At 68.5% G+C, this 25,212-nt stretch carries 22 protein-coding genes; 16 read left to right on the plus strand and 6 right to left on the minus strand.

Translation table 11 applies throughout. The annotated features are described in order from the left end of the window. The first annotated feature begins 8 nt into the window (after nucleotides 1-8). Genes FB475_RS18900 through FB475_RS18930 form a run of 7 tightly spaced genes read left to right on the plus strand, consistent with a single transcriptional unit; the run spans nucleotide 9 to nucleotide 7,850 of the window. On the plus strand, nucleotides 9-1,298 hold the full coding sequence (locus FB475_RS18900; RefSeq protein WP_141857541.1) for an SWIM zinc finger family protein: 1,290 nt from the start codon (nucleotides 9-11) through the stop codon (nucleotides 1,296-1,298). Further along, entirely contained in the window at nucleotides 1,295-2,698 is a 1,404-nt protein-coding gene (locus FB475_RS18905; protein ID WP_141857542.1) for a DUF5691 domain-containing protein, read from the plus strand. Before FB475_RS18900 ends, FB475_RS18905 begins: the two co-directional genes overlap by 4 nt. Then, nucleotides 2,695-3,774 carry an ATP-binding protein gene (locus FB475_RS18910; RefSeq protein WP_141857543.1) on the plus strand — a complete coding sequence of 360 codons (1,080 nt, stop codon included), beginning with the start codon at nucleotides 2,695-2,697 and terminating at the stop codon, nucleotides 3,772-3,774. Before FB475_RS18905 ends, FB475_RS18910 begins: the two co-directional genes overlap by 4 nt. After that, nucleotides 3,771-5,939, plus strand: coding sequence for a DUF5682 family protein (locus FB475_RS18915; protein WP_141857544.1), 2,169 nt, complete (start codon nucleotides 3,771-3,773; stop codon nucleotides 5,937-5,939). Before FB475_RS18910 ends, FB475_RS18915 begins: the two co-directional genes overlap by 4 nt. Then, nucleotides 5,936-7,081, plus strand: a complete 1,146-nt coding sequence (locus tag FB475_RS18920) for a VWA domain-containing protein (RefSeq protein WP_141857545.1) — start codon at nucleotides 5,936-5,938, stop codon at nucleotides 7,079-7,081. The genes FB475_RS18915 and FB475_RS18920 overlap by 4 nt, the downstream gene beginning before the upstream one ends. A gap of 10 nt (nucleotides 7,082-7,091) precedes the next feature. After that, the gene (locus FB475_RS18925) at nucleotides 7,092-7,379 is read left to right on the plus strand and encodes a hypothetical protein (protein WP_141857546.1); all 288 of its coding nucleotides are present in this window, start codon (nucleotides 7,092-7,094) and stop codon (nucleotides 7,377-7,379) included. Nucleotides 7,380-7,421: 42 nt separating this feature from the next. Then, entirely contained in the window at nucleotides 7,422-7,850 is a 429-nt protein-coding gene (locus tag FB475_RS18930) for a GNAT family N-acetyltransferase (RefSeq protein ID WP_141857547.1), read from the plus strand. Here FB475_RS18930 and FB475_RS18935 read toward each other — a convergent pair. The 3 genes from FB475_RS18935 to FB475_RS18945 are packed head-to-tail and all read right to left on the minus strand — an operon-like array spanning nucleotide 7,847 to nucleotide 9,624. Then, nucleotides 7,847-8,191, minus strand: coding sequence for a YciI family protein (locus FB475_RS18935; RefSeq protein ID WP_141857548.1), 345 nt, complete (start codon nucleotides 8,189-8,191; stop codon nucleotides 7,847-7,849). The genes FB475_RS18930 and FB475_RS18935 overlap by 4 nt on opposite strands. Continuing rightward, the gene (locus tag FB475_RS18940; protein WP_141857549.1) at nucleotides 8,188-9,138 is read right to left on the minus strand and encodes an aldo/keto reductase; all 951 of its coding nucleotides are present in this window, start codon (nucleotides 9,136-9,138) and stop codon (nucleotides 8,188-8,190) included. The genes FB475_RS18935 and FB475_RS18940 overlap by 4 nt, the downstream gene beginning before the upstream one ends. A 33-nt stretch (nucleotides 9,139-9,171) precedes the next feature. Further along, nucleotides 9,172-9,624: an SRPBCC family protein gene (locus tag FB475_RS18945; protein WP_141857550.1), complete on the minus strand. Its 453-nt coding sequence runs from the start codon at nucleotides 9,622-9,624 to the stop codon at nucleotides 9,172-9,174. A gap of 103 nt (nucleotides 9,625-9,727) precedes the next feature. On the opposite strand from FB475_RS18945, the gene FB475_RS18950 reads away from it, so the two are divergent. Beyond that, on the plus strand, nucleotides 9,728-10,273 hold the full coding sequence (locus tag FB475_RS18950) for a TIGR03086 family metal-binding protein (RefSeq protein WP_141857551.1): 546 nt from the start codon (nucleotides 9,728-9,730) through the stop codon (nucleotides 10,271-10,273). Here FB475_RS18950 and FB475_RS18955 read toward each other — a convergent pair. Then, nucleotides 10,244-11,473 carry a hypothetical protein gene (locus FB475_RS18955; RefSeq protein ID WP_238332221.1) on the minus strand — a complete coding sequence of 410 codons (1,230 nt, stop codon included), beginning with the start codon at nucleotides 11,471-11,473 and terminating at the stop codon, nucleotides 10,244-10,246. The two genes, FB475_RS18950 and FB475_RS18955, sit on opposite strands and share 30 nt — an antisense overlap. Continuing rightward, entirely contained in the window at nucleotides 11,391-12,452 is a 1,062-nt protein-coding gene (locus FB475_RS18960) for a glycosyltransferase family 2 protein (RefSeq protein ID WP_141857552.1), read from the minus strand. Before FB475_RS18960 ends, FB475_RS18955 begins: the two co-directional genes overlap by 83 nt. A 695-nt stretch (nucleotides 12,453-13,147) precedes the next feature. Here FB475_RS18960 and FB475_RS18965 point away from each other — a divergent pair. Genes FB475_RS18965 through FB475_RS18975 form a run of 3 tightly spaced genes read left to right on the plus strand, consistent with a single transcriptional unit; the run spans nucleotide 13,148 to nucleotide 17,472 of the window. Further along, a complete protein-coding gene (locus FB475_RS18965) occupies nucleotides 13,148-16,015 on the plus strand; it encodes a S8 family serine peptidase (RefSeq protein ID WP_238332222.1) in 2,868 nt (955 codons plus the stop codon). A gap of 45 nt (nucleotides 16,016-16,060) precedes the next feature. Beyond that, nucleotides 16,061-16,618: a TetR/AcrR family transcriptional regulator gene (locus FB475_RS18970; RefSeq protein ID WP_141857553.1), complete on the plus strand. Its 558-nt coding sequence runs from the start codon at nucleotides 16,061-16,063 to the stop codon at nucleotides 16,616-16,618. Continuing rightward, entirely contained in the window at nucleotides 16,615-17,472 is an 858-nt protein-coding gene (locus FB475_RS18975; protein WP_141857554.1) for an LLM class F420-dependent oxidoreductase, read from the plus strand. The genes FB475_RS18970 and FB475_RS18975 overlap by 4 nt, the downstream gene beginning before the upstream one ends. Before the next feature lie 29 nt (nucleotides 17,473-17,501). Here the strand turns inward: FB475_RS18975 and FB475_RS18980 are convergent, their stop codons facing one another. Continuing rightward, nucleotides 17,502-18,506: a LacI family DNA-binding transcriptional regulator gene (locus FB475_RS18980; RefSeq protein ID WP_141857555.1), complete on the minus strand. Its 1,005-nt coding sequence runs from the start codon at nucleotides 18,504-18,506 to the stop codon at nucleotides 17,502-17,504. 140 nt (nucleotides 18,507-18,646) lie between these two features. Between FB475_RS18980 and FB475_RS18985 the strand changes: the two genes are divergently transcribed. Genes FB475_RS18985 through FB475_RS19005 form a run of 5 tightly spaced genes read left to right on the plus strand, consistent with a single transcriptional unit; the run spans nucleotide 18,647 to nucleotide 25,203 of the window. Then, nucleotides 18,647-19,960: an ABC transporter substrate-binding protein gene (locus tag FB475_RS18985; RefSeq protein WP_185759305.1), complete on the plus strand. Its 1,314-nt coding sequence runs from the start codon at nucleotides 18,647-18,649 to the stop codon at nucleotides 19,958-19,960. 5 nt (nucleotides 19,961-19,965) lie between these two features. After that, complete coding sequence (locus tag FB475_RS18990; protein ID WP_238332223.1) at nucleotides 19,966-20,901, plus strand: carbohydrate ABC transporter permease; 936 nt, start codon at nucleotides 19,966-19,968, stop codon at nucleotides 20,899-20,901. Then, a complete protein-coding gene (locus tag FB475_RS18995; RefSeq protein ID WP_141857557.1) occupies nucleotides 20,898-21,713 on the plus strand; it encodes a carbohydrate ABC transporter permease in 816 nt (271 codons plus the stop codon). Before FB475_RS18990 ends, FB475_RS18995 begins: the two co-directional genes overlap by 4 nt. Then, the gene (locus FB475_RS19000; RefSeq protein ID WP_141857558.1) at nucleotides 21,710-23,173 is read left to right on the plus strand and encodes a glycoside hydrolase family protein; all 1,464 of its coding nucleotides are present in this window, start codon (nucleotides 21,710-21,712) and stop codon (nucleotides 23,171-23,173) included. Before FB475_RS18995 ends, FB475_RS19000 begins: the two co-directional genes overlap by 4 nt. Beyond that, nucleotides 23,170-25,203, plus strand: coding sequence for an alpha-amylase family protein (locus FB475_RS19005; protein WP_238332224.1), 2,034 nt, complete (start codon nucleotides 23,170-23,172; stop codon nucleotides 25,201-25,203). The genes FB475_RS19000 and FB475_RS19005 overlap by 4 nt, the downstream gene beginning before the upstream one ends. Nucleotides 25,204-25,212 lie beyond the last annotated feature (9 nt).

A 25,212-nucleotide genomic window follows, 5' to 3' on the forward strand; every position in this document is an offset into this window, starting at 1 on the left:
GGAGTGGTGTGGGTTCGTGGGACGTGGAACAGGTGCTTGGTCTGGCGTCTGATCCTGCGTCCGCGAAGGCCGGTCAGGGGCTGGCCCGCCCGGAGAAGTGGTCGTCCACCGGCGCGACCGACCGCGCCCTGTGGGGCCTGTGTCAGGGCAGCGGCAAACAGCCGTACCAAACAGCGGTCGAACTGGCCGGACCGGCGTACAAGTGTTCTTGTCCTTCGCGGAAGTTCCCGTGCAAGCATGCGCTCGGGTTGATGGTGTTGTGGGCGCGGGACGGGGTGCCGGCGGGGGAAGAGCCGGAGTGGGTGTCGGGGTGGATCGATCAGCGGGCGGCGCGGACGGAGCGGAAGCCGGGCGAGGTGGTGGATCCGGTGGCGGCGCAGGAGCGGGCGGCGCGGCGAGCGGATCGGGTTTCGGCGGGGCTGGCGGAGTTGGCGGGGTGGTTGGACGACCAGGTGCGCCAAGGGCTCGGCGCGTTCGACCAGCGCGCGTACGGCGAACTGAACCGGCTCGCCGCGCGCATGGTCGACGCACAGGCCCCCGGCGTGGCAGGCGCCGTACGCCGAGCGGCAAACGTCGTCGGACGCGGCCACGGCTGGCCGGGTGAACTACTCGAGGAGCTCTCGCTCATCCACCTGATCGTCTCGGCGCACGCGCACCTGCCCGACCTGCCACCGTCTCTCGCCGACACCGTGCAGACCCGCATCGGCTGGCCGACCGAAACCGCCCGGGTACTCGCGAACGGCGAGAAACTCCACGACGACTGGCTGATGCTCGGCCGCGTCGTCGAACCCGACGACCGGCTCACCGTCCGCCGCGTATGGTTGCGCGGAGCAACTACCGGGCGGATCGGGCTGATCCTCACCTTCGCCGCCGCCGGTCGCCCGCTCGACCCGCTCCCGGCCCGCCCCGGCGAGTACGTCCCCGGCGACCTCTCGTTCTACCCCGGCGCGCTCCCGATGCGCGCGCTCCTCACCCAGACCGATCCGCGGACCCCGGCCCCGCGCCCTACCGGTCGCACCGTCCGCCAGGCGTTGGCGTCGTACGTCGAAGCCCTCGCCGCCGATCCGTGGAACGAACGCTGGCCGCTCGTCCTGCAAGACGTCCGCCCCGCGCGCCACGGCGAGGGCTGGGCGCTGGTGGACGAAGCCGGCGACGGACTGGAGATCCAGGCCGGCTGGGATCCGCTGAAACTGCTCGCGGTGTCCGCCGGCGACCCGATCACCGTCGCCGCCGAGTGGAACCGCGCCGGCCTGCGGCCGATGACCTGCTGGCATCTCGACCGGCCGGTGACGCTGTGAAGGGCTGGGACGGGCTGGTCAGCTCGATGCTGCTGGGCACGGACCGGCGCCCGGCGGACTTCGACGAGCTGCCGGAGCCGGTACGCGAACGCTTGGGCGACGGTGGTCTGCTCGATGCAGCCGCGCTCGCGACCCTGTACAAGCGGGCGGGGCGGAAACCGCTGCGCGACCTCAAGCCCTTGGAGGCGGCGGGTGGCGAGGACCGGCCGTTGCCGCGGTCCGGGGCGGTGCGGCGGTTGGCGGCGATGCTCGGCGGGTTCCAGACCGCGGCGCTGGGCGAATGGTTGCGGACGGCCGACGCGAACGGGTGGGGCGTACCGCCGGAGCAGTTGCCGGCGCTGGCGGACTTTGCGCGCAACAGGCCCGAGTACCGTCCGCTGGTGATCGCGGCGGCCGGCCGGCGGGCGCGCTGGTTGGCGGAACTGAACCCGGAGTGGCGGTTCCTGTACGCGGCGGATGTCGAGAGCAACGATCCGGAGTTGTGGACGCACGGCAACGCGGTCCAGCGGCGTACCTGGTTGCGCGCGTTGCGTTGGCGGGATCCGGCGGCTGCGCGCGAGGCGCTCGCCGAGGTGTGGCCGAGCGAGTCGGCGCTGACGCGGACCGAGTTCCTCGGGTTGTTCGCCGAGGAGCTATCGGCGGCGGACGAGGAGTTCCTGGAGGCGGCGCTCGACGATCGGTCGCGGGAGGTACGCCGGGTCGCGGCGCGGCTGCTCGCGCGGTTGCCGGGGTCGCAGTACGGCGTACGGATGGCGGCTCGTTTGCATGCGCATCTCACGGCGACGCAGGGTGTGCTGGCGGTGGAGCTGCCGCGGACGCTGACGCAGTCGATGGAGCGCGACGGCATCGACTCCCAGAACCCGGAAGGCATTGGCAAACGGGCCTGGTGGTTCCACCAGATCGTTGCCAACACACCCCTTTCGGAGATGGATCTCACCTGGCTGCAACTGCCGGTCGAGGGTTGCGCCCCTGAGTTACTGCAGTCAGCCTGGACCGAAGCCACAATCCGCGAAGGCGCGGCGCAGTGGGCGCGGGAGCTGTTGGTGGCGAATGCCGACACGGGGAGTAGGAATCCGGCTGAGCTCCTGCGGCTGCTGCCGCGGGAGGAGTGGGCGCAGGCCGTCGAGGCGTTGCGGAGCACCGTGGATGTGACGGAGTTGGTGGGCGGATTGACGGTGCCGTGGCCGCCGGCGCTCGGCGCGATGATTCTTGACCAGCTGGCAAAGGTCGGCACCAACCGGGCCTGGGCGCGGCTTGCGAGTATTGCCGCGCGGGCCGTACCACCCGACGTACTCGACCATCCGATCACCCGCGAACCCACCGGCGACGAGGACACCTGGCGCCGCCGCCTCGTGGAAACCCTGGCCTTCCGCCGTGAAATGTACGAGGAGCTGACATGACCGAGGTACTGCGCCCGCATGCGGAAGTCGAGTATGCCGACGAGTTGCGGGCTCTGCGTGCGAACGATGACAAACCACGCCCGCCCGCGTGGGAGCTGTCGCCGAGTGCGGTCGTCACGTATCTGCTCGGCGGGAAGGCGGGCGACACCGAGGTCTCCCCGAAGTACGTCGGTCCGCGCCGGCTGATCGAGGTCGCCGTCGCCACCCTCGCGACCGACCGCGCGCTGCTGCTCCTCGGCGTACCGGGCACCGCGAAGACCTGGGTCAGCGAGCACCTGGCCGCGGCGATCAGCGGCGACTCCACCCTGCTCGTGCAAGGCACCGCGGGCACCGCCGAGGAAGCGATCCGCTACGGCTGGAACTACGCCCAGTTGATTGCCCAAGGCCCCAGTGAGGCGGCGTTGGTACCGAGCCCGGTGCAGCGCGCGATGACCGAGGCGAAGATCGCCCGGATCGAGGAACTGACCCGGATGCCGTCCGACGTGCAGGACGCGCTGATCACGATCCTGTCCGAGAAGACGCTGCCGATCGCCGAGCTGGCCACCGAAGTCCAAGCCCGCAAGGGTTTCAATGTCATTGCCACCGCCAACGATCGGGACAAAGGCATCAACGAACTGTCCAGCGCACTGCGCCGCCGGTTCAACACGGTCGTCCTGCCGCTGCCCGATTCCGCCGAGGACGAGGTGGAGATCGTCTCCCGCCGGGTCGCGCAGCTCGGTTCCGCGCTCGAGCTGCCGCAGCCCGACGACGCGCTCGACGAGATCCGCCGGGTGGTGACGATCTTCCGCGAGCTCCGCTCCGGCCGCACCGAGGACGGCCGGACGGCGGTCAAGTCCCCGTCCGGCACGCTCTCCACCGCCGAGGCGATCAGCGTCGTCACCGGCGGCATCGCGCTCGCAGCGCACTTCGGCGACGGCGTACTGCGCCCCACTGACGTCGCCGGCGGCATCCTCGGCGCGGTGGTCAAGGACCCGTCGGCCGATCGTGTGGTCTGGTCGGAGTACCTCGAAACCGTCGTCCGGGAACGCGACGACTGGGCACCGTTCTACCGGGCCTGCCGAGAGATCTCCGGATGACCGTTCACCTCCTCGGGATCCGCCACCACGGGCCGGGCTCGGCGCGCGCCGTCGCCACCGCGCTGGCCGAGCTCGCGCCGGACATCGTGCTGATCGAGGGGCCGCCGGAGGCGGACAAGCTGGTCGAGTTGGCCGCGTCGGAGGAGATGGAACCGCCGGTCGCGCTGCTCGCGTACGCCGTCGACGATTCGACCCGGGCGGCGTTCTGGCCGTTCGCCGTCTTCAGCCCGGAGTGGCAGGCGATCAAGTACGGGCTGGCCGCGGGGGTGCCGGTGCGGTTCTGCGACCTGCCCGCGGCGCAGCAGTTCGCGTCGTCGGGCGGGCGGTCCTCGTCGATGGACCCGATCGGCACGCTGGCCGCGGCCGGTGGGTACGACGACCCGGAACGCTGGTGGGACGACGTGATCGAGTCCCGCCGCGACGGCGCCGAACCGTTCACGGTGATCGCCGACGCGATGCGCGAACTCCGCCACGGCGAGGAGGCAACGGGCCGGGAAGCCCAGCGCGAGGCGTACATGCGGACCGTGATCCGCAAGGCCCAGCGCGAAGGGTTCGAGCGGATCGCCGTGGTCTGCGGCGCCTGGCACGTACCCGCCCTGGAGCTACCGTTGCCTCCGGCAACACATGACCAACGGATCCTGAAAGGCCTGCCCAAGCGGAAGATCGCCTGCACTTGGGTCCCGTGGACGCACGGCCGGCTCGCGGCGACGAGCGGGTACGGCGCCGGCATCACCTCGCCTGGTTGGTACCACCATCTGTTCACCGCCCCTGACCAGATCACCACGCGCTGGCTGACGAAGGTAGCTCAGGTACTGCGTGCCGAGGACCTGCCCGTGTCGAGCGCGCACGTGATCGAAGCGGTCCGGCTCGCCGACACGCTCGCCGCCATGCGCGAACGTCCGCTCGCGGGCCTCAGCGAGGTCACCGAAGCCACGCGCGCAGTCCTCTGCGGCGGGAACGACGTACTTCTCGACCTCGTCACCCGCGAGGCGGTCGTGGGTGAACTGCTCGGATCGGTTCCCGGTGAGACGCCGCAGGCGCCGGTCGCGGCGGACTTCGCGGCGCACGCGCGGCGGTTGCGGATGAAACGGGACGCGACCGAGCGGGTGATCGAGCTCGACCTGCGGAAGCCGAACGACCTCGACAAGTCCAGACTCCTGCACCGGTTGCGTATCCTCGGGGTGCACTGGGGCGTACCGGCCACGGACGAGCGCCGGGCCCAGGGCACGTTCCGCGAGATGTGGCGGTTGGCATGGGACCCCGGCCTGGAGGTGGAGCTCGTCGCGGCCGGTGCCCATGGTACGACCGTGCTCGGCGCCGCAACGACCGTGATGCTCAAGGCCGCCGACTCGACCACGCTGGCCGACGTCACTGCCGCGCTCGAGAAGTCGCTGCTCGCGGACCTCGCCGACGCGCTACCGCCTTTGCTGCAAGGCATCGACACCCGCGCCGCGGCCGACGCCGACGTCGGGCACCTGATGGCGGCGCTCCCGTCGCTGGCACGGGCTTCGCGGTACGGCGACGTACGCGGAACCGATACGGCCGGACTGGCCGCGGTCGCCGGGCGGATGGTGTCGCGGGTGTGTGCGGGCCTCGCACGGACCGTCCACGGACTCGATCCGGACGCCGCTGCCGCCGTACAGGAGCTGATCGACGGCGTCCAGGACGCGACCGCGTTGCTCGCCGAGGAGGTGCGGGCGGAGTGGCTGGACACCTTGCAGGGGTTGAGCGATCGCGCCTCGGTACCGCCGCTGATCCGCGGGCGGTTGACGCGGTTGATGCTGGACACGTCGCGGTTGCCGGATCATGAGGTAGAGCTTCGGCTTGGCAGGTCGCTGTCGCCCGGTACGCCGACGGCGGACGCGGCCGGGTACGTCGAGGGCTTCCTCGCCGGTGGCGGGTTGTTGCTGGTGCACGACGAGCGGTTGCTCGCGTTGGTCGACGCGTGGCTGGGTGGAATTCCGGACGACGCGTTCGTCGAGGTGTTGCCGTTGTTGCGGCGTACGTTCGGTACGTTCGCGGCGCCGGAACGCCGATCGATCGGCGCCCGGGCGCGGGTGCTGGCCGACCCGTCGTCCGTTGTTGTTGCTGACGACAACGACCTGGACGCCGAGCTGGCGGTTGCGCCGTTGCCGGTGGTGGCGCGCTTGCTGGGGGTCGGATGAACGACGAGCGAATGCGCCGCTGGCGGCTGGTGCTCGGCTCCGAGGCGGAGGAGGAGACCGGTACGACGCTGTCGTCCCAGGACCGTTCCGTCGACGCCGCGTTGGCCGCGTTGTACGACGCCGGCGAGAGTTCCGGGACGCAGCGGGCCTCCGGGTTGGGGTCGTCCGCGCCGCGGGTGGCCCGATGGCTCGGCGACATCCGGCAGTACTTCCCGAGCACTGTCGTCCAGGTCATGCAGCGGGACGCCGTCGAGCGGCTCGGCATCACCCGGATGCTGATGGAGCCGGAGCTGCTCGGCGCGGTCGAGCCCGACGTCCACCTGGTGACCACGCTGCTGGCGTTGAACGAGGTGATGCCGGAGGAGACCAAGCAGACCGCGCGCGAGGTGGTCGGCCGGGTCGTCGCCGAGCTCGAGGCGCGGCTGGCGGAGCGGACCCGCGCGGCCGTGACCGGCGCGCTCGACCGGGCCGGGCGGACGGCCCGGCCGCGGCATTCCGACATCGACTGGGACCGGACGATCCGGGCGAACCTCAAGCACTTCTCGCCGGCACTCGGGACGATCGTGCCGGATCGGCTGGTCGGGTACGCGCGGCGCAACCACAGCGTGCAGCGGGACATCGTGCTCGCGATCGACCAGTCCGGGTCGATGGCGGAGTCGGTCGTGTATGCGTCGCTGTTCGGCGCGGTGCTCGGGTCGATCCGGACCTTGCGGACGTCGCTGGTCGTCTTCGACACGGCCGTCGTCGACCTGACCGATCAGCTGGAGGATCCGGTCGACGTGCTGTTCGGGACCCAGCTCGGCGGTGGGACGGACATCAACCGGGCGCTCGCGTACTGCGAGGCGCTGATCACCAAGCCCGCGGACACGGTACTGGTGCTGATCTCGGACCTGTACGAGGGCGGCGTCCGGGAAGAGATGCTGCGGCGGACGCGTTCCTTGGTGGAGTCCGGCGTACAAGTGATCGCGCTGCTGGCGCTCGCGGACTCGGGTTCACCGTCGTACGACGCCGAGAACGCGGCCGCGCTGGCGGACCTCGGCGTACCGGCGTTCGCGTGTACTCCGGACAAGTTCCCCGACCTGATGGCCGCCGCCATCCGCCACGAGGACATCGGCGGCTGGGCGGCCACCAACATCACTTGAGAGGATCTCGATGTCGACCGTCGAACTGACCCGTTTCCGCGTCCTGCCGGCCAACACGGCCGAGCTGCTCGAAGCACGCGCGGACATGCTGAAGGACTTCGAGGCGGACCGGGCCGGCTTCCTCGGCGCGCGCCTCGTGCAGCTGCCGGACAACGAATGGCTGGACATCGTCGACTGGGCGACCCCGGAGGACTTCGCCGCCTCTCGGGAGAAGGGCGCGAACCTGCCGGGTATCGCCCGGTTCTTCGCCGCGATCGACTCGCTGGTGGTCGCCGAGGAAGGCGTCAGCGCGCCGTAATTCGCCTGACAGGCCGGGGCGGGCGGTGCGACCGTGAGCGGCATGGAGATCACCGAGATCGGGCCGGACGAGTACGACCGGGCCGCCGAGTTGTGGGAGGCGTCGGTGCGGGCGACGCACGCGTTCGTCACCGAGGCGGACCTGGACGTCTTCCGGCCGCTCGTCCGCGCGTCGTTCGGTGAGATCGCGCAGCTCGCCGGCCTCCGGGACGGCGAGCGGCTGGTCGGGTTCATCGGGGTCGAGGACGGGAACGTCGAGATGCTGTTCCTCGACCCGTCGTTTCGCGGTCGCGGCGGCGGGAGCCTGCTGCTGCGGCACGCGTTCACGTCCTTCGCGGCAACCACAGTCGACGTCAACGAGCAGAACCCGCAGGCCATCGGCTTCTACGAACACCACGGCTTCCGTGTCGTGTCACGCAGTACCCACGACTCCACCGGCAAGCCCTACCCGATTTTGCATATGAAGGTCTAGTCAGCGACCTCGAGGATGTCGATCGGGGTGTAGGGATCGGCCTCGGCGAAGCGGAGTGCCCAGCGGACCGCTTCCTCCTTGGAGTCGACGCGGATGATCGAGACGCCCGCGACCAGCTCCTTGGTCTCCGCGAACGGCCCGTCGATCACCCGAGGCTGCCCCGGCACCGGGAACGTCACCCGCGCCCCACGGGAGCTCGGCATCAGCCCCTCGCCGAGCACCAGCACCCCGGCCTGACGCATCTCCTCGAGCACCGCGTCCGCGCGCTCCAGGATCTCCGGATCCGGCGGCTTCCCGGCCTCCAGATTGTCGTTGGTCTTGTGCAGCAGCATGTACCTCATAGCGCTGACCTTAGTGCGCTCCAGAACGCCGGCGGGATCTCGAGCGCATGCCACGCCACCGCGTCGGCGATCTCGCGCGGGCTGCGTGCACCCACGAGGACGGCCGGTACGGCGGGATGCGTCAGCGGGAACTGCAGCGCAGCGGCCAGCAGGGGTACGTCGTACCGTCGGCAGAGGTCACGCAGTACGTCGATCCGCCGCAGTACGTCCCGCGGGACCCGCGCGTACCCGTCGGGCGTGCCGTGTGCGGTTTCCGCGAGTACCCCGCCCTGGAACACGCCGGCCGCCAGCACCGCGACGCCGTACTTCTCGCACAACGGCAGCAGTTCGTCGGCGCCGGTCTGGTCGAGCAGCGTGTACCGCCCGGCGAGCAGGACGAGGTCCGGGCCGCCGTCGGTCTCGCGCAGGAACCGCGCGGCGACGTCGGCGTGGTTGACGCCCAGCGAGATCGCCCGGATCGTGCCGCGCCCGCGCAGTTCGCAGAGCGCCCGGAACGCCTCGGTCGCCGCACGTGGGAAGTCCAACTCCGGATCGTGGACGTGGAGCACGTCGACGCGATCGATCCCCATCCGCTCCAGGCTCGCTTCGAACGAGCGGATCGTCGCGGCGTACGAGTAATCGAGCCGCGGTCCGACCCTGGGCGGTGGCTCCGCCCAGATCGGCTGCCCGTCCGGGCCGCCCGGCTCGATCAGCCGGCCGACCTTCGTACACAGGACGAACTCGTGCCGCGGCCGCCCGCGGAGCGCGAGCCCGGCGCGCTGCTCGGACAGGCCGTACCCGTACAGGGGCGCGGTGTCGAAGAGCCGCACGCCGAGCTCCCAGGCGCGATCGATCGTCGCCACCGCCTGCCGCTGCGGAACGGGTGCGAACATCCCGCCGACGGACGCGAGCCCCAGGCCCAGCTCACTGACCCGCAACCCCGTCCGCCCCAGCTCCACCGTCCGCATACCTCCAGACGGTAGAAGGCGCCACCGACAAGATCAGCGCGGTACGTCTCCGCGCCACGCGCCCGTCTCGCCGGGACGCTCCTCGATGAACTTCTTGAACCGCTCCAGGTCACCCTTCACGCGTCCCTCGATCACACCGAACCGGTCCGCGACCTTTTCGACGAACCCCTCGGGGTCGATCTCCATCTGCGCGGTGACGCGGGTGCGCTGCGGTGTCAGCTCGTGGAAGGTGATCACGCCGGCGTGCTGCGGCCCGGAGTCGGATCGCCAGGCCACCCGTTCGTCCGGGTGCTGCTCGGTGATCGTCGCGTCGAACTCCCGCTGCGCGCCGCCCACCTTCGTCACCCAGTGGGTGTGCGTGTCGTCGAGCTGGCGAACCTCTTCGACACCCTCCATGAACTGCGGGAACGACTCGAACTGGGTCCACTGGTTGTAGGCCGTCGTGATCGGTACGTCGACGTCGACGGACTGGGTGATGCCACTCATCGTGCGTTCCTCCTCGTTCGTTCGTGGAACGATCCCGGTACCCGGTCGGCACTGTCATATGCCCGGTCTTCCGTGCGGCCTGGTCAGGCGTCACCATGCGGGGATGGGTGAGATCGCGGAGCGGTACCGCCGGCGGGCCGACGCCTTCGAGCGGAAGGTCGCCGCGGTCAGGGCGGACCAGTGGGCGAACCAGTCGCCCTGCGCCGGCTGGACGGCGCGGGACGTGGTCGAGCACGTGGTGTCGCTGCACGCCACGATGCTGCCGCCGGTCGCGCGCAAGCTGGAGCCCGCCGACCACCCACTGACCGCATTCCAGGAGGCGCGCGCCGCGATCGAGGACGTGCTCGACGACCCGATCGCCGCGCTGACCGAGACCGACACCCCGACCGGCCGGATGACGACCGAGCAGCACATCGACTCGGTGGTCTCCGACGACTTGGTGGTGCACGGCTGGGACCTCGCCCGCGCGACCGGCCAGGACGAGCTGATGGACCCGGTCGACATCGAAAGGCTCTGGGCGATCGCGGTCGCGATCCCGCCGGAGCTGATGGAGAAGTACCGCGAGAGTGTCTACGGCGCTGAAGTACCGGTTGCGGCGGACGCGCCGCTCCAGGACCGTCTACTCGGGTTGCTGGGCCGTGAGCCGTGAGAGGTCGCTGGGCGCGTAGTAGCTGCCGGGGTCGTCGCACAGCGGCGCCTGGGTGAGCTGCGCGGGGTCGTGCATCAGTAGAGCGTGGCCCTTGGCGACAGCGGGCTCCAGGTACTCGTGGCCGGGGAGGTGCGCCACCGCCGTACGGCAGCCAAGCGCCATGCCCTCGAAGAGTGCTGTGGTCGAGACGCCGACCTGGTAGGTCGCGGTCGCTAGCAGGTCGAGTGTGCTGCCGCCTGTGGACAGCTGGACGTTGTCGGGAATCGTGTAGTCGTCAGAGCGTTCGCTCGGGTGCAGCCGGTACAGGACCTCGATGTCCGGGTGCTGCTTGGCGACAGCCTCCGCGGTGTGGATCAGTTCCGCACCGATCGTGCCTTGGGAGAGGAACACGGCCTGGTTCTTCTTGAGGCCTGGCTTCGGTAGGAACGCGGCGCCCATCACCTCGGTGCGCATGCCCGCGGGGAGATCCGCGACGTCGGTCCAGTACGAGCCGAAGCACCACAGCTCGTCCGGCTGATCCGCGACTGCCGGGCGTCCCGGGTAGCTGTAGCCGAGATGGAACGGGCTGATCGCGCCGTGCTGCAGCTCGACCACGCGGATCCCGAGGTCGCGGGCAGCGCCGACGATGTGCTGGTGGAAGTACGCGACGACCAGGTACACCGTCTTGATCCGGTGCTTCTTCAGCAGCGCCCGGTAGAGCACTCGCAGTCTTGCGTGCTTCGGTATTTCGCGGGCTAGAAGCGCACCGATCGGGACTCGGACACCGGTCAGTTTCTGCAGCGCTTCCTGGATGCCGCGGTCGTCGACGGTCCGGCGATGCAGTGCGCCGGCGGCCGAGGTGAAGAAGTCGAGGTTCTTGCTGCCGTCGAGTGGTACGCCGTTGATGCCGGAGTCGAGGATCAGGGCGTTGTCGCCGAGGATCGCGCGGAGCTCGTCGGTGTAGATCTCGACACCGTTCGGTTTCCGCGGGTGCGGTACGACGAGCGCGTCGTACCGGCCGGGGAACGGGCTGCGGGTGACGATGCCGCTGACGTGTTTGCCGACCAGGGCGGCCTTGTCGTACGGCGTACGACGTACCGGATGGGGTGCGCCGTGGATGCGCGCGCGGCGGGTCAGCTCATGGAAGACGCGCATCCGGATGATCGGCCAGGGATGCATCCCCTTCAGCTGCCAGCTCAGCAGCTCCAGGTCGCGCTCCACCGTCCAGATCGCGCGGCACAACTCCGCCACCGTCGGCGGAGTGCTCGGCACCGTGCCGTTCCCGGTACTCGTCATGGTTGATCCCAACTATCCCGGCGAGACTACCGACGCCCGAGAAGAACCGGCGGACTGCCTTCAGCAGGTGCGTCTTCCGCCCGAGCAGCAGCCCGGCGAGGGCGAGCCCGAACGCCGAGATCACCCGGGCCGAAGCATAGGCCAGCACGAGGACGTAGCTGATCACGCCCGGGCGGATCAGCAGCCGGCTGATCGTGTCGCCGCTGCCGGAGCGGAAAGCACGCCGTACCAGCCAGCGCAGTGTCGTCCGGGCCTCCGGGACGTCCTCGGCGATGCACGCCTCCTCGCACCACACGATCCGGAACCCGGCGCGGTGCACGCGGAGGAAGAAGTGCAGATCGCTGGAGCCGGTGTACCGGAACGCGGGGTGGAAGCCGGGCGTGACAGCGTGGTAGACCCTGCGGCTGACCAGCGTGTTGTTGGTGTACGCCTTCCGCAGTTCCTCGCCGGTGGTGTGCCGGCCGGTGGAGTCGTGCACGTCGCTGTACGCGTTCCACTGGGGCGCGCCCGGGGGCAGGTTGCCCTTCACGGGGCCCGTGACCACGTCGGCGCCGGTGGTCTCCCACGCCTGGAGCAGCGTCTGCAGCCAACCCGGCGGCGCGACCTCGTCGTCGTCCACGAAAATCAGCGCGTCGTCGTTCCAGCAGAGCTCCACGGAGCGCTCGCGGGCGAAGGGGATCCCCGGCTCCGGTTCCACCACCGATTCGATCGGGTACGGCGTACCGCGCCCGAACTCCCGTAGCACCTGAGCCGCCGACCCCTCCGCGTCGTTGTCCACCACGACGATCCGGACCGAGTAATCCGACCCCGGCGCCAACTCCTGCGCCTGCAAACTCGTCAACAACCCCCGCAACAGAGCAGGTCGCCTGAAGGTAATCACCGCAATGGCGACGCAGGTGCTCATGGCGCCCGAGACTATCGGTCCCACCCAGCAACCGCCCATCCACCAGGTGTGACATCCCTCCAACCCCCCGCAAAAAGGACGCCGCTCCGCGGCGGTAGTTCTTTGCGCCTTCGGCGGCCGTGGAGGTGGTTGCGGTGTGCCGCGCCGCCGCGAGGTGGTGTGGTGGGTGGGTGCTGCTGGTGTCTCCGGAGCGGACGCCGCTTCGCGGCGGCTGTCTTTTGCGCCTTCGGCAGTACGGGGAGGTGGTGGCGGGGTGCTGCGGTGCCGCGAGGTGCTGTGGTAGGGGGGCAGGGGGGCGTGGTGCGGCGTACGGGGGTCGGGGCTGTTCAGTGGAAGTGGGTGGGAGCCGGCAGGGCCGCCCACATGGCGGCTTGTGTGACTGCTGGCGGGTTGTAAAGCGCTAGCGATGAAGTAACCCGGCAGCCGCGCCCACCGCGCCGCCGCCGTGAGGGGGTGGTAGGACGAGCGGGTGCGGGGGCACGAGGAGTCGTGGGCGCGCGAGGTCGGTACGCGCGCCCGCGCGCACCTGTTGATGCGGATCCGGCCCGGTCACGTTGGGCTGGCGCTCGGACATCTCGGTCCGGACACGGTTGCCGACGGGCCGCGCGATCCTGTAACGCCGAGGTGCCTCCCAACGATTGAGGACTGGACCGAATGTGGTCTTTTCCGCCCTGTCGAAGCCCTTGGGGGTTGTGGTGTTCAGTAAGCGTTTGCTGCGGCTGGTCGTGCCCGCGGCGATGATCGCGGGGGGCGTGGTTGTCGTCACCGGGTCGGGCGGGTCGGCGGCCGAGCCGAAGCCGTACCGGCCGGCCTTCGCCGCCGGGCACCACGGTGCCAAGTCGGAGTTCGAGCCGAATTCGGTGTTGATCAAGTTCAAGCCGAAGGCGTCCTCGTCGGCGCGGAAGGCCGCGGTGTCGAAGTACGGCGCGACGGCCGAAGACTCGGTGGCGTCGAAGGTCGTGAAGCTCAAGAGCGACGTACCGGCGCCGGAGCTGCTCAAGAAGGTCAAGGCCGACCCGACGGTCGAGCTCGCCTCGCTGAACTACAAGCGCTACGTCTCGGCCGTTCCGAACGACGAGTACTACGCCACTGATCAGAAGACGTACCTCAACACCGTCCGCATGCCGCAGGCGTGGGATCTGTCGAAGTCCACCGGCAGCCAGATCGTCGCCGTCCTCGACACCGGCGTCGACGCCGGTCATCCGGATCTGGTAGGTCACCTGGTCCCGGGTTACAACGCCGTCTCCAGCACTCGGCCGAACCCGGTCGACGACAACGGCCACGGCACGATGACGCTCGGCATCATTGCCGCCGCCGCGAACAACGGCGTCGGCGTCGCCGGCGTCGGCTGGAACGTCAAGGCAATGCCGGTCAAGGTGATGGGCGCCGACGGCAGCGGCTACGACTCCGACATCGCCGAAGGCATCGACTGGGCCGTCGCCCACGGCGCCAAGGTCATCAACATGTCCCTCGGCGGCCCCGACAACGACCCGGTCCTGTACGACGCGATCAAGCGTGCGTACGCCAGCGGTGTCGTGACCGTGGTCGCTGCTGGGAACGACGGTAGCGGCGACCGCCAATACCCGGCCGTGTACCCCGAGGTGATCGCGGTCGCGGCGACCGATGCGACGGGTTCGCTGACCGACTTCAGCTCGTTCGGCTACTGGTTGGACATCGCGGCACCTGGCGTGGACATCCTGAGCACCGGACCGCGGAACCTGACTCCCGCGGGCTACGAGCCTTACTGGTACTGCACCGGCACCTCCTGCTCGACGCCGATCGTCGCCGGCGTCGCGGCGCTGGTACGGAACAAGTGGCCGTCGCTCACGCCGGCACAGGTCGCGCAGCGCCTCGAAGGGTCCTCCCGGGACGCAGGGCCGCGCGGCATCGACGACTACTACGGTTACGGCAACCTCGACGCGTACGCCGCGCTCGGCGGCCGCTTCGCCCCGGACTTCCCGACGGCGGTCGCGGATGGTAACGACCAGCCGATCCGCGCGCAGAAGCTGACCGGCTTCGGCTCGACCACGGGTGCGCTCGACTCCGAGGGTGACGTGGACTGGTACTCGATCGACCTCGCCGCGGCCCAGGACGTGCATGTCGCGGTCACCGGGCCCAGCTACGACGAGCGCACCACCTACTCGAACGTCGGTCCGGTCGTCGATGTCTACGACACAGATCTGCAGTTCCTTGGCCATGCGGAGAACGAGTTCCCGGTGGTGGACCCGGTCAAGGGTCCGCTCTGGGGTCCGCTGACCGCGGCGGTCGACGTCAAGTCGGGCGCGGGTACGACGTACGTTGCCGTCCGCAACTACAACGGTTCGAAGGTGACCCGGCCGTACAGGCTGACGCTGGCGAGCAGCACTTCGGGCGTGACCGCCACTGGCTGGGCGTACGGGCTCCGGGACGTGTCCCCGGCGAACCGGGCGTCCGGTGTGCCGGCGTCGGTGACCCCCAAGGTGACGTTCGCGCGGGACATGGACGCGGCCTCCGTGACCGGGTCCATGGAGCTACGCGACGCCGGCAACAACACGTATGTCAGCGCGTCCACCACCTACGACGCTGCAACGCGGACGGCCACGATCACCCCGCAGCAGCCGCTCCTCGACAACCACTCGTACGTGATCGAGTGCACGTTGTACCTCATGGACGCGAACCGCACGCAGGTGCAACCGTTCCACACGGTCTTCACCACGGCTGACCTCGCGCCGAAGGCGTTGACCACGTTCACCGGTAGTGGTGCGTACCTGGCCGCCAGCCTGGCCTGGACGATTCCGCCGACGAACGACCTTGACGAGGTGATCGTTCGGCGGAACGTTGGGAGTAAGGCGCCGACGGCTACGACCGGGACGCTCGTGTATGCGGGTATGGGTTCTTCGGTGAAGAACACCGGGCTCGCGCAGAACACGACGTACACGTATGGGGCCTGGGTGCTTGACCGGACCGGGCACTACAGCCCGATCGCGGTGAAGCAGTTGCTGGGGATGAAGTCGGGGATTGCGGTCACGTCGACGTTGGTCACGTATGGCGGGGCGGTCACCATAAAGGGCAGTACGTTGCGGATCGACAACAGGGCGTACGCCGGGCTGCCGGTGAACGTGTACGTCCGTCCGAAGACGTCGTCGAAGTTCACGTTGCTCGCGGCGTTGAAGACGTCGTCCACCGGGACCCTGGCGGTCACCGCGAAGCCGACGGTGTCGTCGGTGTACATGCTGACCTTCCCGGGTAACGCCGACCTGATGGGCACCCGGACCGCCGACGTCACCGTCCAGGTGCGCCCGGCCATCTCGGCTGTGCTGTCGCCGACCGCCATCAAGCTGGGCAAGACCACCGCGTTCAGCGGCTACGTCGCCCCGGCGCACGCCGGCAAGCTCGTCTACCTCCAGCAGTACGGCAACAAGGTCTGGAAGTCGATCGCGTCGGTGAAGCTCAGCACCTCCGGCAAGTACGCCTTCGGCATCAAGCCGGCCGTCCGCGGCCAGATCGCCTACCGCGTCTGGTTCCCGGCCGACGCGGACCACGCCACCAACTACAGCCCGACCAAGATCGTCACCGTCAGCTGAGACAGGCGGCCACCTCCTCGCTGTACCTCTGGGTACAGTGAGGGGGTGGAGACGGTCGAGCGGTTGATTCGTAGTACGCAGGAGCTGTTGTGGGAACGCGGGTACGTCGGTACCTCGCCGAAGGCTATTCAGCGGGAGGCGGGGGCCGGGCAGGGGAGCATGTATCACCACTTCGCCGGGAAGGCGGAGTTGGCGAAGGTGGCGATCGAGCGGTCGGCGGAGGAACTGCGCGCGGCCGCAGCGGAACAGCTCGCCGGTGACGGTACGGCGGGGGAGCGGATCGGTGCGTACCTGAGTCGCGAGCGGGACGTTCTGAAGGGGTGCCGGGTCGGTCGGCTGACCGCGGACCCCGAAGTCGTCGCCGATCCGGAACTCCGGAAACCGCTCGCGGAAACCTTTGCCTGGTTGCGGGAACGGATCGCCGAAGTGGTTGCTGAAGGCAAGCAGAACGGAGAGTACCCGGAAACGCTCGACCCGGAGCGGATCGCGGCGACGATCGCCGCCGTCCTGCAGGGCGGGTACGTACTCGCCCGCGCGGCCGACTCCACCGAACCGTTCGACCTCGCGGTGAACGGCCTGATCGACCTGCTGGAGGCGATGTGAAGATCGGCGCGGTGTTTCCGCAGCTCGAGATCGGCGCGGACCCGGCCGTGGTCCGGGACTGGACGACGACGGTCGAGGCGGCCGGGTACAACCACGTGCTCGCCTACGACCACGTGCTCGGCGCGGACCCGGCGAACCGGCCCGGCTGGACCGGGTATACCGACAAGTCCTTGTTCCACGAGGTTTTCGTGCTGTTCGGGTACCTGGCGGCGATCACGACGACGCTCGAGCTCGTCACCGGCGTACTCGTCCTGCCGCAGCGGCAGACCGCCCTGGTCGCGAAGCAGGCGGCCGAGGTCGACGTACTGAGCGGCGGCCGGTTGCGGCTCGGTGTGGGCATCGGCTGGAACCAGGTCGAGTACGACGCGCTCGGCGTACCTTTCGAGAAGCGCGGCGCCAGGCTCACCCAACAGGTCGACCTGCTCCGCAAGCTCTGGGCCGACCCGGTGATCTCGTACGACGGCAGGTTCGACCACGTCGACGAGGCCGGTCTGAACCCGCTGCCCGGCCGCGAGATCCCGATCTGGTTCGGCGGTACCGCGGACGCGGTACTTCGCCGTACCGGCCGCATCGGCGACGGTTGGATGCCGCAGTCCGCCCCGGACGAGAACGCCCGCCGTCAGATCGCCCTGATGCGGCAATCGGCCGAGGCTGCGGGCCGCGACCCGGCCACCATCGGCATCGAGGCCCGCCTCACCCTCGGCGCCGTACCCGAAGAGGACTGGCGCTCCTTCGCCGACGGGTGGCGCGACCTCGGCGCGACCCACCTCTGCGTCAACACGATGAACCTGGGGCTGACGCGCCCGGAAGACCACGCCCAGGTACTCCGCGAGGTACTCCCGAAACTCGGTTAGTGTCCTGAGCCGGCAGTTCGCCCCAGGACCTAGTGGCGGTTCGCGGTCGAGCCGCGGATCGCCAGCGGGCAGGGCAGCGTCACCACCTCGGTCGGGCGGTCCGGGTCGTTGATCCGGTCGCGGAGCAGCTGGATGCCGGTCTCGACGATGCCGTGCACCGGCTGATCCACGGTGGTCAGGTCGAACGCCTCCCACGCGGCCATCTCGGTGTTGTCGAAGCCGACCACCCAGACGTCGTCGGGCACCCGAGCGCCGCGCGCCCGTGCGCCGTCGAGGACGCCGAACGCGAGCAGGTCCGTGACCGCGTAGATGGCGGTCGGTGGCTTCTTCCGGGAGAGCAGCTTGATCGCCGCGGCGTGCCCAGCGGAGTGCGGTACGTCGACCGAGACGACGTTGCCCGGCTTGATCTTCACACCGGCGTCGGCGAGCGCCGCGCGGAAGCCGAGGTCGCGGTCGCGGGAGGTGTTTCCGGTGTGGGTCAGCGTCACCAGGCCGATGTCGGTGTGCCCGTGGTCGACCAGGTACCGGCCGGCGTCGTACGCGCCCTGCCAGTTGTCGCCGACCACTTGGTCGCAGTCCAGCCCGTCGATGCCGCGGTGCAGTAGCACCGTCGGCGTTCCGGAGGCGAGCGCCATCGTGTGCAGCTTCGAGTCGTACGTCGCCGACGTCAGCAGGAACCCGTCGACGAAACGTTGCTGCAGCACCTCCGCGATGGTCTCCTCCTGGTCGTGCTCGATGTTCCAGAGGATCATGTGCAGACCCATCGAGCTGAGCACCCGGCCGATCTCGTCGAGCAGCTCTGCGTGGAACGGGCTGGTCACGCGGGTCATGAAGACACCGATGGTGTCGGTCCGGCCGGTCTTCATCGCGCGGGCCAGCGCGTTCGGTGTGTAGTTCGCGTCCTTCAGGACCTGCAGGACCCGCTCGCGGGTCTCCGCGGTGACCTTCGGGCTGTTGGTCAGCACCCGTGACACGGTCGCCTGCGACACCCCGGCCATACGTGCCAGATCGCGGCTGGTTGGTGGTCGTGACATCTGTCGCCTCCGTGGATTCCAGGATGTGAACCCTACTCAAGAGTCTGCGCTCGAGCCGTTGACCGGGCCGATCGAGCTGTGTATACGTATTCATTGGTCGAATGTATACGTATTCATCCCTACGTGGATGGGAGATTCCGGTGCAGACACAACTCCCTGACCTGAACCGCCGCAGGTTTCTCGCCGGACTGACGGGACTGACCGCGGGAATCACGGCCGCCGGACTGCTGGCCGGCTGTGGTGGCAACGGCAACGCGAGCAGTGGTGGCAAGAAGGGCCTGACGTTCCTCAACTGGGAGCAGGTCAAGGGCAACCCGCTGGAGCAGGCGATCCAGGCGTTCGAGAAACAGTCCGGAACGCAGGTCACGATCCAGCCGGCGGTGACCCAGGAGTACGACACCAAGATGCGCACGCTGATCGCGGGCGGCAGCCCGCCGGACGTGATGCGGATCAACGACGACTTCGTCCGCGGCTTCTCCCAGCAGGGCGCGCTCCTGGACCTGAAGCCGTACATCGAGAAGGACAAACTGGACACGTCTCAGTTCGCCAAGGAGACGTTCGACTTCCCGGTGCAGCCGGACGGCTCGCACACCGCGTGGGTGCTCGGGTACGAGCCGCGGCTGATCTTCTACAACGTCGATCTGTTCAAGGCGGCCGGCGTACCGCTGCCGCCGACGACCTGGTCGTCCGACGGCTGGACGTGGTCCGACTTCGAGGACCGGGCGAAGAAGCTCACCGACCCGGCGAAGAAGCAGTACGGCGCGCTCGTCTACCTGGACACCGGCTACGAGCAGACGTTCACGGTGAACCACGGCGGCCAGACCGGCATCTTCTCCAAGGACGGCACGCAGTTCACGCTGGCCGGGTCGAAGGAGACCGAGGCGCTGCAGTGGGCGACCGACCTCACCTGCAAGGACAAGGTCCAGCCGCCGTGGTCGGCGTTGCAGCAGGACAACGTGCAGAACCAGATGTTCGCCCAAGGCAAGATCGCGATGATGTTCGCGACCTTCGGCACGGTGCCGTACATGCGCCAGACCATCAAGGACTTCACCTGGGACGTGGCTCCGCCGCCTGCCGACGTGGAGCAGAAGACCGAGTCGAGCGTGATCGTGTTCTGCATCCCGAAGAAGGCGAAGAACCCGGACGCGGCCTGGGACCTGTTGAAGTACCTGGCGAGCGAGGAGGGCGGCAAGATCCTGCTCCAGGGCGGAGCGTTCACGCCGATCAACCTGCAGGCCGCGGCGCAACTCGCGCCGAACGGTAAGGCGCCCGCGCACATCGGGTTGTTCGCCGAGGCGGCGAAGCACCTGACCGCGACGAACCAGACCAAGAACACGATCGGCGCCCGCGAGCTGTACCGGCCCGCGCTGGACCCGGCGTACAACTGCGAGAAGCCGGTCGCCGAGGTTCTGCAGCAGGTCAAGCCACAGGTGGAGAACGCCTTGAAGGGTTGATGTCGATGGCAACCATCACGATGGCCCGCGACACCGCCGGCCCGATCCGTCGGGCCGAGATCCGCCGGGCGCGACGCAAGCAGAACCTCACCGGCTGGCTGTTCATCAGCCCGATCGTGGTCGGGGTGGTGGCGTTCCAGTTCTTCCCGATCCTGGTCTCGATCGGCGCCTCGCTGACCGACTGGAACGGTATCTCCGCACCGAGGTTCGTCGGCCTGCACAACTTCGCCGACCTGTTCGGCAACGATCCGCTGTTCGTGCAGACGTTCAAGAACACGGTGTACTTCACGCTGGCGAGCATTCCGCTGACGATCGGCATCGGGCTGGTACTGGCGTTGTTGTGTGCCCGCCCGATCCGTGGCGTTGCGTTCTTCCGGACGGCCTACTTCGCGCCGTACGTGACGAACGTGGTGGCGATCGGGTTCGTCTGGTTCTGGTTCTTCCAGCCGGACGACGGCGTGATCAACGGACTGCTCAACCAGCTCGGGATCCACGGCCCGCAATGGCTGTCGAGCTCGAGCTGGGCAATGCCCGCGGTGATCATGGTCAGCGTCTGGCAGGGCATCGGCTACCCGATGATCATCCTGCTGGCCGGCCTGCAGGGTTTGCCGAGCGAGTTCTACGAGTCCGCGAAGCTCGACGGCGCGAGCGCGGGGCAACGGCTGCGGTTCATCACGTTGCCGTTGCTGACACCGCACTTCCTGTTCCTGCTGATCACGCAGTTCATCTCGTCGTTCCAGGTGTTCGGGCTGATCTACGTGATGACCAAGGGCGGTCCCGGCCATGCCACCAGCGTCTACATCTTCAACATCTACCAGAACGCGTTCAGCTACGGGAAGGTCGGCTACGCCTCGGCGATGGCCTGGATCCTGTTCGTGGTGATCGCGGCCGTCACCTACCTGCAGTGGAAGCTGCAGAAGAGGTGGGTGTTCTACACATGAGAATCGTCTCCAAGACATCGCAGTACGTCGTGATGTCCTTGTTCGCCGTCGTTTTCCTCGCGCCGCTGGTGTGGATGATCAGTGCGTCGCTCAGGCCGGAGGCCAAGGTGCTGAGCGTGCCGCCGAAGTTCCTGCCGACGGACGCGCACTGGGACAACTACCGGCAGGTGTTCGAGCTGATCCCGGTGTTCCTCTGGAACAGCGTGAAGCTCGCCGGGCTGAACGTCATCGGGATCCTGATCGTCGCGTCGATGGCCGGCTACGCGTTCGCGCGGCTCAGGTTCGCCGGCCGGGACGCCGCGTTCATGGTGCTGCTGGCGACCTCGATCATCCCCGGTATCGCGTACCTGATCCCGCAGTACATCGTCTTCCGCCAGATCGGGTGGGTGGACACCCAGTACCCGCTGTGGGTGCCGAAGGTGCTCACACCGGTCTTCGCGACGTTCCTGATGCGGCAGTCGTTCCTGACCGTGCCGGAGGAGCTCGAGGACGCCGGCAAGATCGACGGTGCCTCCACGTTCGGCATCTACTGGCGGATCATGCTGCCGCAGACCAAACCGGCACTGGCCGCGATCGGGGTGTTCACGTTCCTCGAGTCGTGGAACGACCTGTTCGGGCCGCTGATCTACATCAACTCCGAGAACCTGCAGACGCTGCCGGTGGCGCTCGCCCAGTTCCAGGGCGAGTACTTCACCCAGGTCAGTCTGCTGATGTGCGGTGCGACGGTGTCCGTCGTACCGGTGATCGCTGTCTTCCTCTTTGCGCAGCGCTATTTCATCCAGGGCATCACGATGACAGGAATGAAGGGGTGAGCACCGTGCCGGATCGGCTCGTTGCCATGCAGATCGGAGCCATCTCGTTCGTCGACGAAGGCGTCGACCGGACACTCGACATCCTGGCCGAACGCGGCGCGGTGAACGCGCTGTTCCTGGCCACGCCGACCTGGACCCGGGGAACCGGTGGCCGGCAGATCCCGGGGCACCCGATCCCGGACCACGGTGTCCAGGAGTACGACCTCGGCTGGGTCGGCGGGAACTACGCGACGCCGCACCCGCAGTACTACGGAAACACCGTGCTCGGCGCGGCCGGAAAAGCGCCCGAACATCCGGAATTCGACCTGCTCGGCGACGTCATCCCGAAGGCGCGCGAGCGTGGCATGCAGTCGTTCGCGTGGATGGAGGAGAGCGGCGGTGCCCGCGAACTGCGGACGTATCCTAACTTCGCCAAGGTGCTCGAGGTGGACGCCTGGGGCCGGCCGGGACGGCGACCGTGCTTCAACAACCCCGACTACCGCAACTGGCACCTGGGTTTCGTCGAGGATTATGTGCAGAGCTACGAGCTCGACGGTCTCGCGTGGTGCTCGGAGCGGCCGGGGCCGTTGAACATGCTGATGCAGGGCACGGTCGACGTGTCCGAGATCGGCTGCTTCTGTCCGCACTGCCGGGCCGTCGGCCGTGAGCGCGGCATCGACGTGAACCGGGCGATGCAGGGGTACCGCGAGCTGGTCGACTGGAACCAGCGGGTCGGGGCCGGCGAGCGGCCGGTGGACGGCGCTTTCGTGACGTTCTGGCGGATCCTGCTGAACTTCCCCGAAGTACTGGCCTGGCAGACGTTGTGGACCGAGAGCCAGCGGCAGCTCTACCGGGACATCTACGGGGTGGCGAAGGCGATTTCCGCCGAGGTGCAGGTGGGTTGGCATGTCTACCACAACATCTCGTTCAGCCCGTTCTATCGCGCCGACCAGGACTACACCGAGATGGCGAAGTTCTCGGACTTCATCAAGGTGGTGATCTACAACAACTGCGCCGGGCCGCGGTTCTTCACCTGGGTGAAGAGCATCTGCGGCGCCCTGTTCGCCGACGCCGAGCCGGAAGACGTGTACCCGTTGATGATGAAGCTGCTGCAGCTCGACGAGGGTTCGTACGAGAAACTGCCCCAGACAGGCTTCACCGCGGACTACGTGCGGCGGGAGACCGAACGAGCCGTCGCCGGCGTCGGTGGTCAGAGCAAGATCTACCCGGGCATCGACATCGACATCCCGGTCGGGGTCGCCCGGCAGCGCGGGCTGGAGACGCCGCGCGACGTCGGTACCAAGATCAACTGGGACGACAACGAGGGTGAGCTGACCCGGTGCACCCGGGAGTCGGTCCGGGACGCGACGCTCGCCGCGTTCGCCGGCGGCGCTGAAGGCGTCGTACTGAGCCGGAAATACTCGGAAATGCTGCTGGACAACCTTTCCGGCGCGGGAGACGCGGTCCGGGGACTGTCGTGAAACCCTGGTACCGAAGGACTTTCCGGTGGGCACAGACGAACCTGACCGAGAAGGACCCGGCCCGGTACGACGCCGAGTGGTGGCGGGAGCAGTGGCGCCGGACGAAGGTACAAGGGGTGATCGTCAACGCGGGCGGCATCGTCGCGTACTACCCGAGCAAGTTCGAGCTGCAGCACCGGGCGGAGTACCTCGGCGACCGCGACCTGTACGGCGAGATCGTCGAGCTGGCGCGCGCGGACGGGCTGACGGTGCTGGCGCGGATGGACTCCAACCGGGCGCACCAGCCGTTGTACGAAGCCCATCCGGACTGGTTCGCGATCGATGCCCAGGGCAACCCTTATCGAGCCGGTGAGCTGTACGTCGCCTGCGTGACCGGGCCGTACTACAAGGAGTTCCTGACCGGCATCCTCGAGGAGATCATCGAACGGACCGCTCCGGACGGAATCACCGACAACAGCTGGAGCGGTCTCGGCCGGGACTCGATCTGCTACTGCCCGAACTGCCGGGAAAGCTTCGGCGAGGATCTGCCGCGGGCGGTCGACTGGGCTGATCCGGTCTACAAGCAGTGGATCCGGTGGAGCTACGGCCGGCGGCTCGAGGTGTGGGACCTGAACAACGCGGTGACGACCAGGACAGGTGGTCCGGACTGCCTGTGGATCGGGATGAACGGCGGCGATGTCGTTGCCCAGAGCAAGCGGTTGCGGGACGACGAGGAGATCTGCCGGCGGGCGCGCATCTTCCTGCTGGACTCACAGTGGCGGCACGACGAGTCCGGGTTCCAGGCGAACGCGGATTCCGGAAAACGGCTGCACGGCTTGCTCGGGTGGGACACGCTGATCCCGGAGAGTACGGCGATGTACGACGCGGGGACACCGACGTTCCGGCTTGGAAGCAAACCTGAGCCGGAGGCGCGGCTGTGGGCGATCGAGGGCTGGGCCGGTGGGATCCAGCCGTGGTGGCACCACATCGGGTCGGTGCACGAGGACCGGCGGCAGTACGCGACCGCCCAACCGTTGTTCGAGTGGCACGCGGAGCACGAGGAGTACCTGATCGACCGGGAGCCCGTTGCTACGGTCGGGTTGCTGTGGAGCCAGTTGAGTGTGGATTTCCACGGCAAGGACGCGCCGGTCGAGGTCAGTCAACTGCCGTACCGGGGTTGGGTGGACGCACTGGTCAGAGCGCGGATCCCGTACCTGCCTACGCACGTGGTGAATGACAGGTTCGACGTACTCGTGGTGCCGAACGTGGGTGTGCTGACCGATGAGCAGTGCGCTCAGCTGGCGGCGTATGTGGCGGGCGGTGGAAAGCTCGTCGTGACTGGGGAATCCGGGCTCTACGACGAGTGGGGTGATCGGCGGGACCGTTGGGCGCTGGGTGAACTGCTGGGCGTCCGGCATCAGGGAAAACGGTTCGGTGACGGCTCGGTCGGCGACTGGGAGACGTACGACTCGCACAGCTACCTGCGGATCGAGGATCGCGCCGTTTTCGACGGAGACACCGACATCCTGCCGTTCGGTGGGCAGCTCGAGGTGGTGGAGACGGACGCCAGGAAAGCGCTGACCTGGATTCCGCCGTTCCCGATCTACCCGCCGGAGAAATCGTGGATGGCGGAGCCGCGGACCGCCGTACCGGCGCTGGTCCTCGGTGAGCGGACGGCGTACCTGGCGGCGGATCTCGACCGGCTGTACGCGAAGCACCATCATCCGGACCACGGCCGGCTGCTCGCGAACCTGGTACGTCACGACGGCATCCCGCTGCGCGTCGACGGCGCCGGCGTACTGGACTGCCAGCTGTACCGGCAGGGCGACCGGCACATCCTGCACCTGGTCAACCTCGACCAGGGCGGTGCCTGGCGCGGCCGTCTCGAGGAGCTCACGCCCGCGGGACCGTTCGCGGTCTCGGTCAGGGTGAAGGCGTCCCGGGCGCAGCTGCTCGTCTCACGAGAGCAGGCGGACGTGCAGCAGCGCGACGGCTGGATTACGGTGTTGGTATACCGGATAACGGATCACGAGATCGTCGTTCTCAGTTAGGAGTCCCCT

The organism is Kribbella jejuensis (genome assembly GCF_006715085.1).
GTDB classification, from domain to species: Bacteria; Actinomycetota; Actinomycetes; order Propionibacteriales; family Kribbellaceae; genus Kribbella; species Kribbella jejuensis.

Bases quoted from the DNA above. Each gene is read 5' to 3' on its own strand.
- FB475_RS18945 (WP_141857550.1), bottom strand. From the start codon at position 9,624: ATGAGTGGCATCACCCAGTCCGTCGACGTCGACGTACCGATCACGACG.
- FB475_RS18995 (WP_141857557.1), top strand. From the start codon at position 20,898: ATGAGAATCGTCTCCAAGACATCGCAGTACGTCGTGATGTCCTTGTTC.
- FB475_RS18960 (WP_141857552.1), bottom strand. From the start codon at position 12,452: ATGAGCACCTGCGTCGCCATTGCGGTGATTACCTTCAGGCGACCTGCT.
- FB475_RS18930 (WP_141857547.1), top strand. From the start codon at position 7,422: ATGGAGATCACCGAGATCGGGCCGGACGAGTACGACCGGGCCGCCGAG.
- FB475_RS18935 (WP_141857548.1), bottom strand. From the start codon at position 8,191: ATGAGGTACATGCTGCTGCACAAGACCAACGACAATCTGGAGGCCGGG.
- FB475_RS18990 (WP_238332223.1), top strand. From the start codon at position 19,966: ATGGCAACCATCACGATGGCCCGCGACACCGCCGGCCCGATCCGTCGG.
- FB475_RS18925 (WP_141857546.1), top strand. From the start codon at position 7,092: ATGTCGACCGTCGAACTGACCCGTTTCCGCGTCCTGCCGGCCAACACG.
- FB475_RS18910 (WP_141857543.1), top strand. From the start codon at position 2,695: ATGACCGAGGTACTGCGCCCGCATGCGGAAGTCGAGTATGCCGACGAG.
- FB475_RS18950 (WP_141857551.1), top strand. From the start codon at position 9,728: ATGGGTGAGATCGCGGAGCGGTACCGCCGGCGGGCCGACGCCTTCGAG.
- FB475_RS18980 (WP_141857555.1), bottom strand. From the start codon at position 18,506: ATGTCACGACCACCAACCAGCCGCGATCTGGCACGTATGGCCGGGGTG.
- FB475_RS18940 (WP_141857549.1), bottom strand. From the start codon at position 9,138: ATGCGGACGGTGGAGCTGGGGCGGACGGGGTTGCGGGTCAGTGAGCTG.
- FB475_RS18915 (WP_141857544.1), top strand. From the start codon at position 3,771: ATGACCGTTCACCTCCTCGGGATCCGCCACCACGGGCCGGGCTCGGCG.
- FB475_RS18920 (WP_141857545.1), top strand. From the start codon at position 5,936: ATGAACGACGAGCGAATGCGCCGCTGGCGGCTGGTGCTCGGCTCCGAG.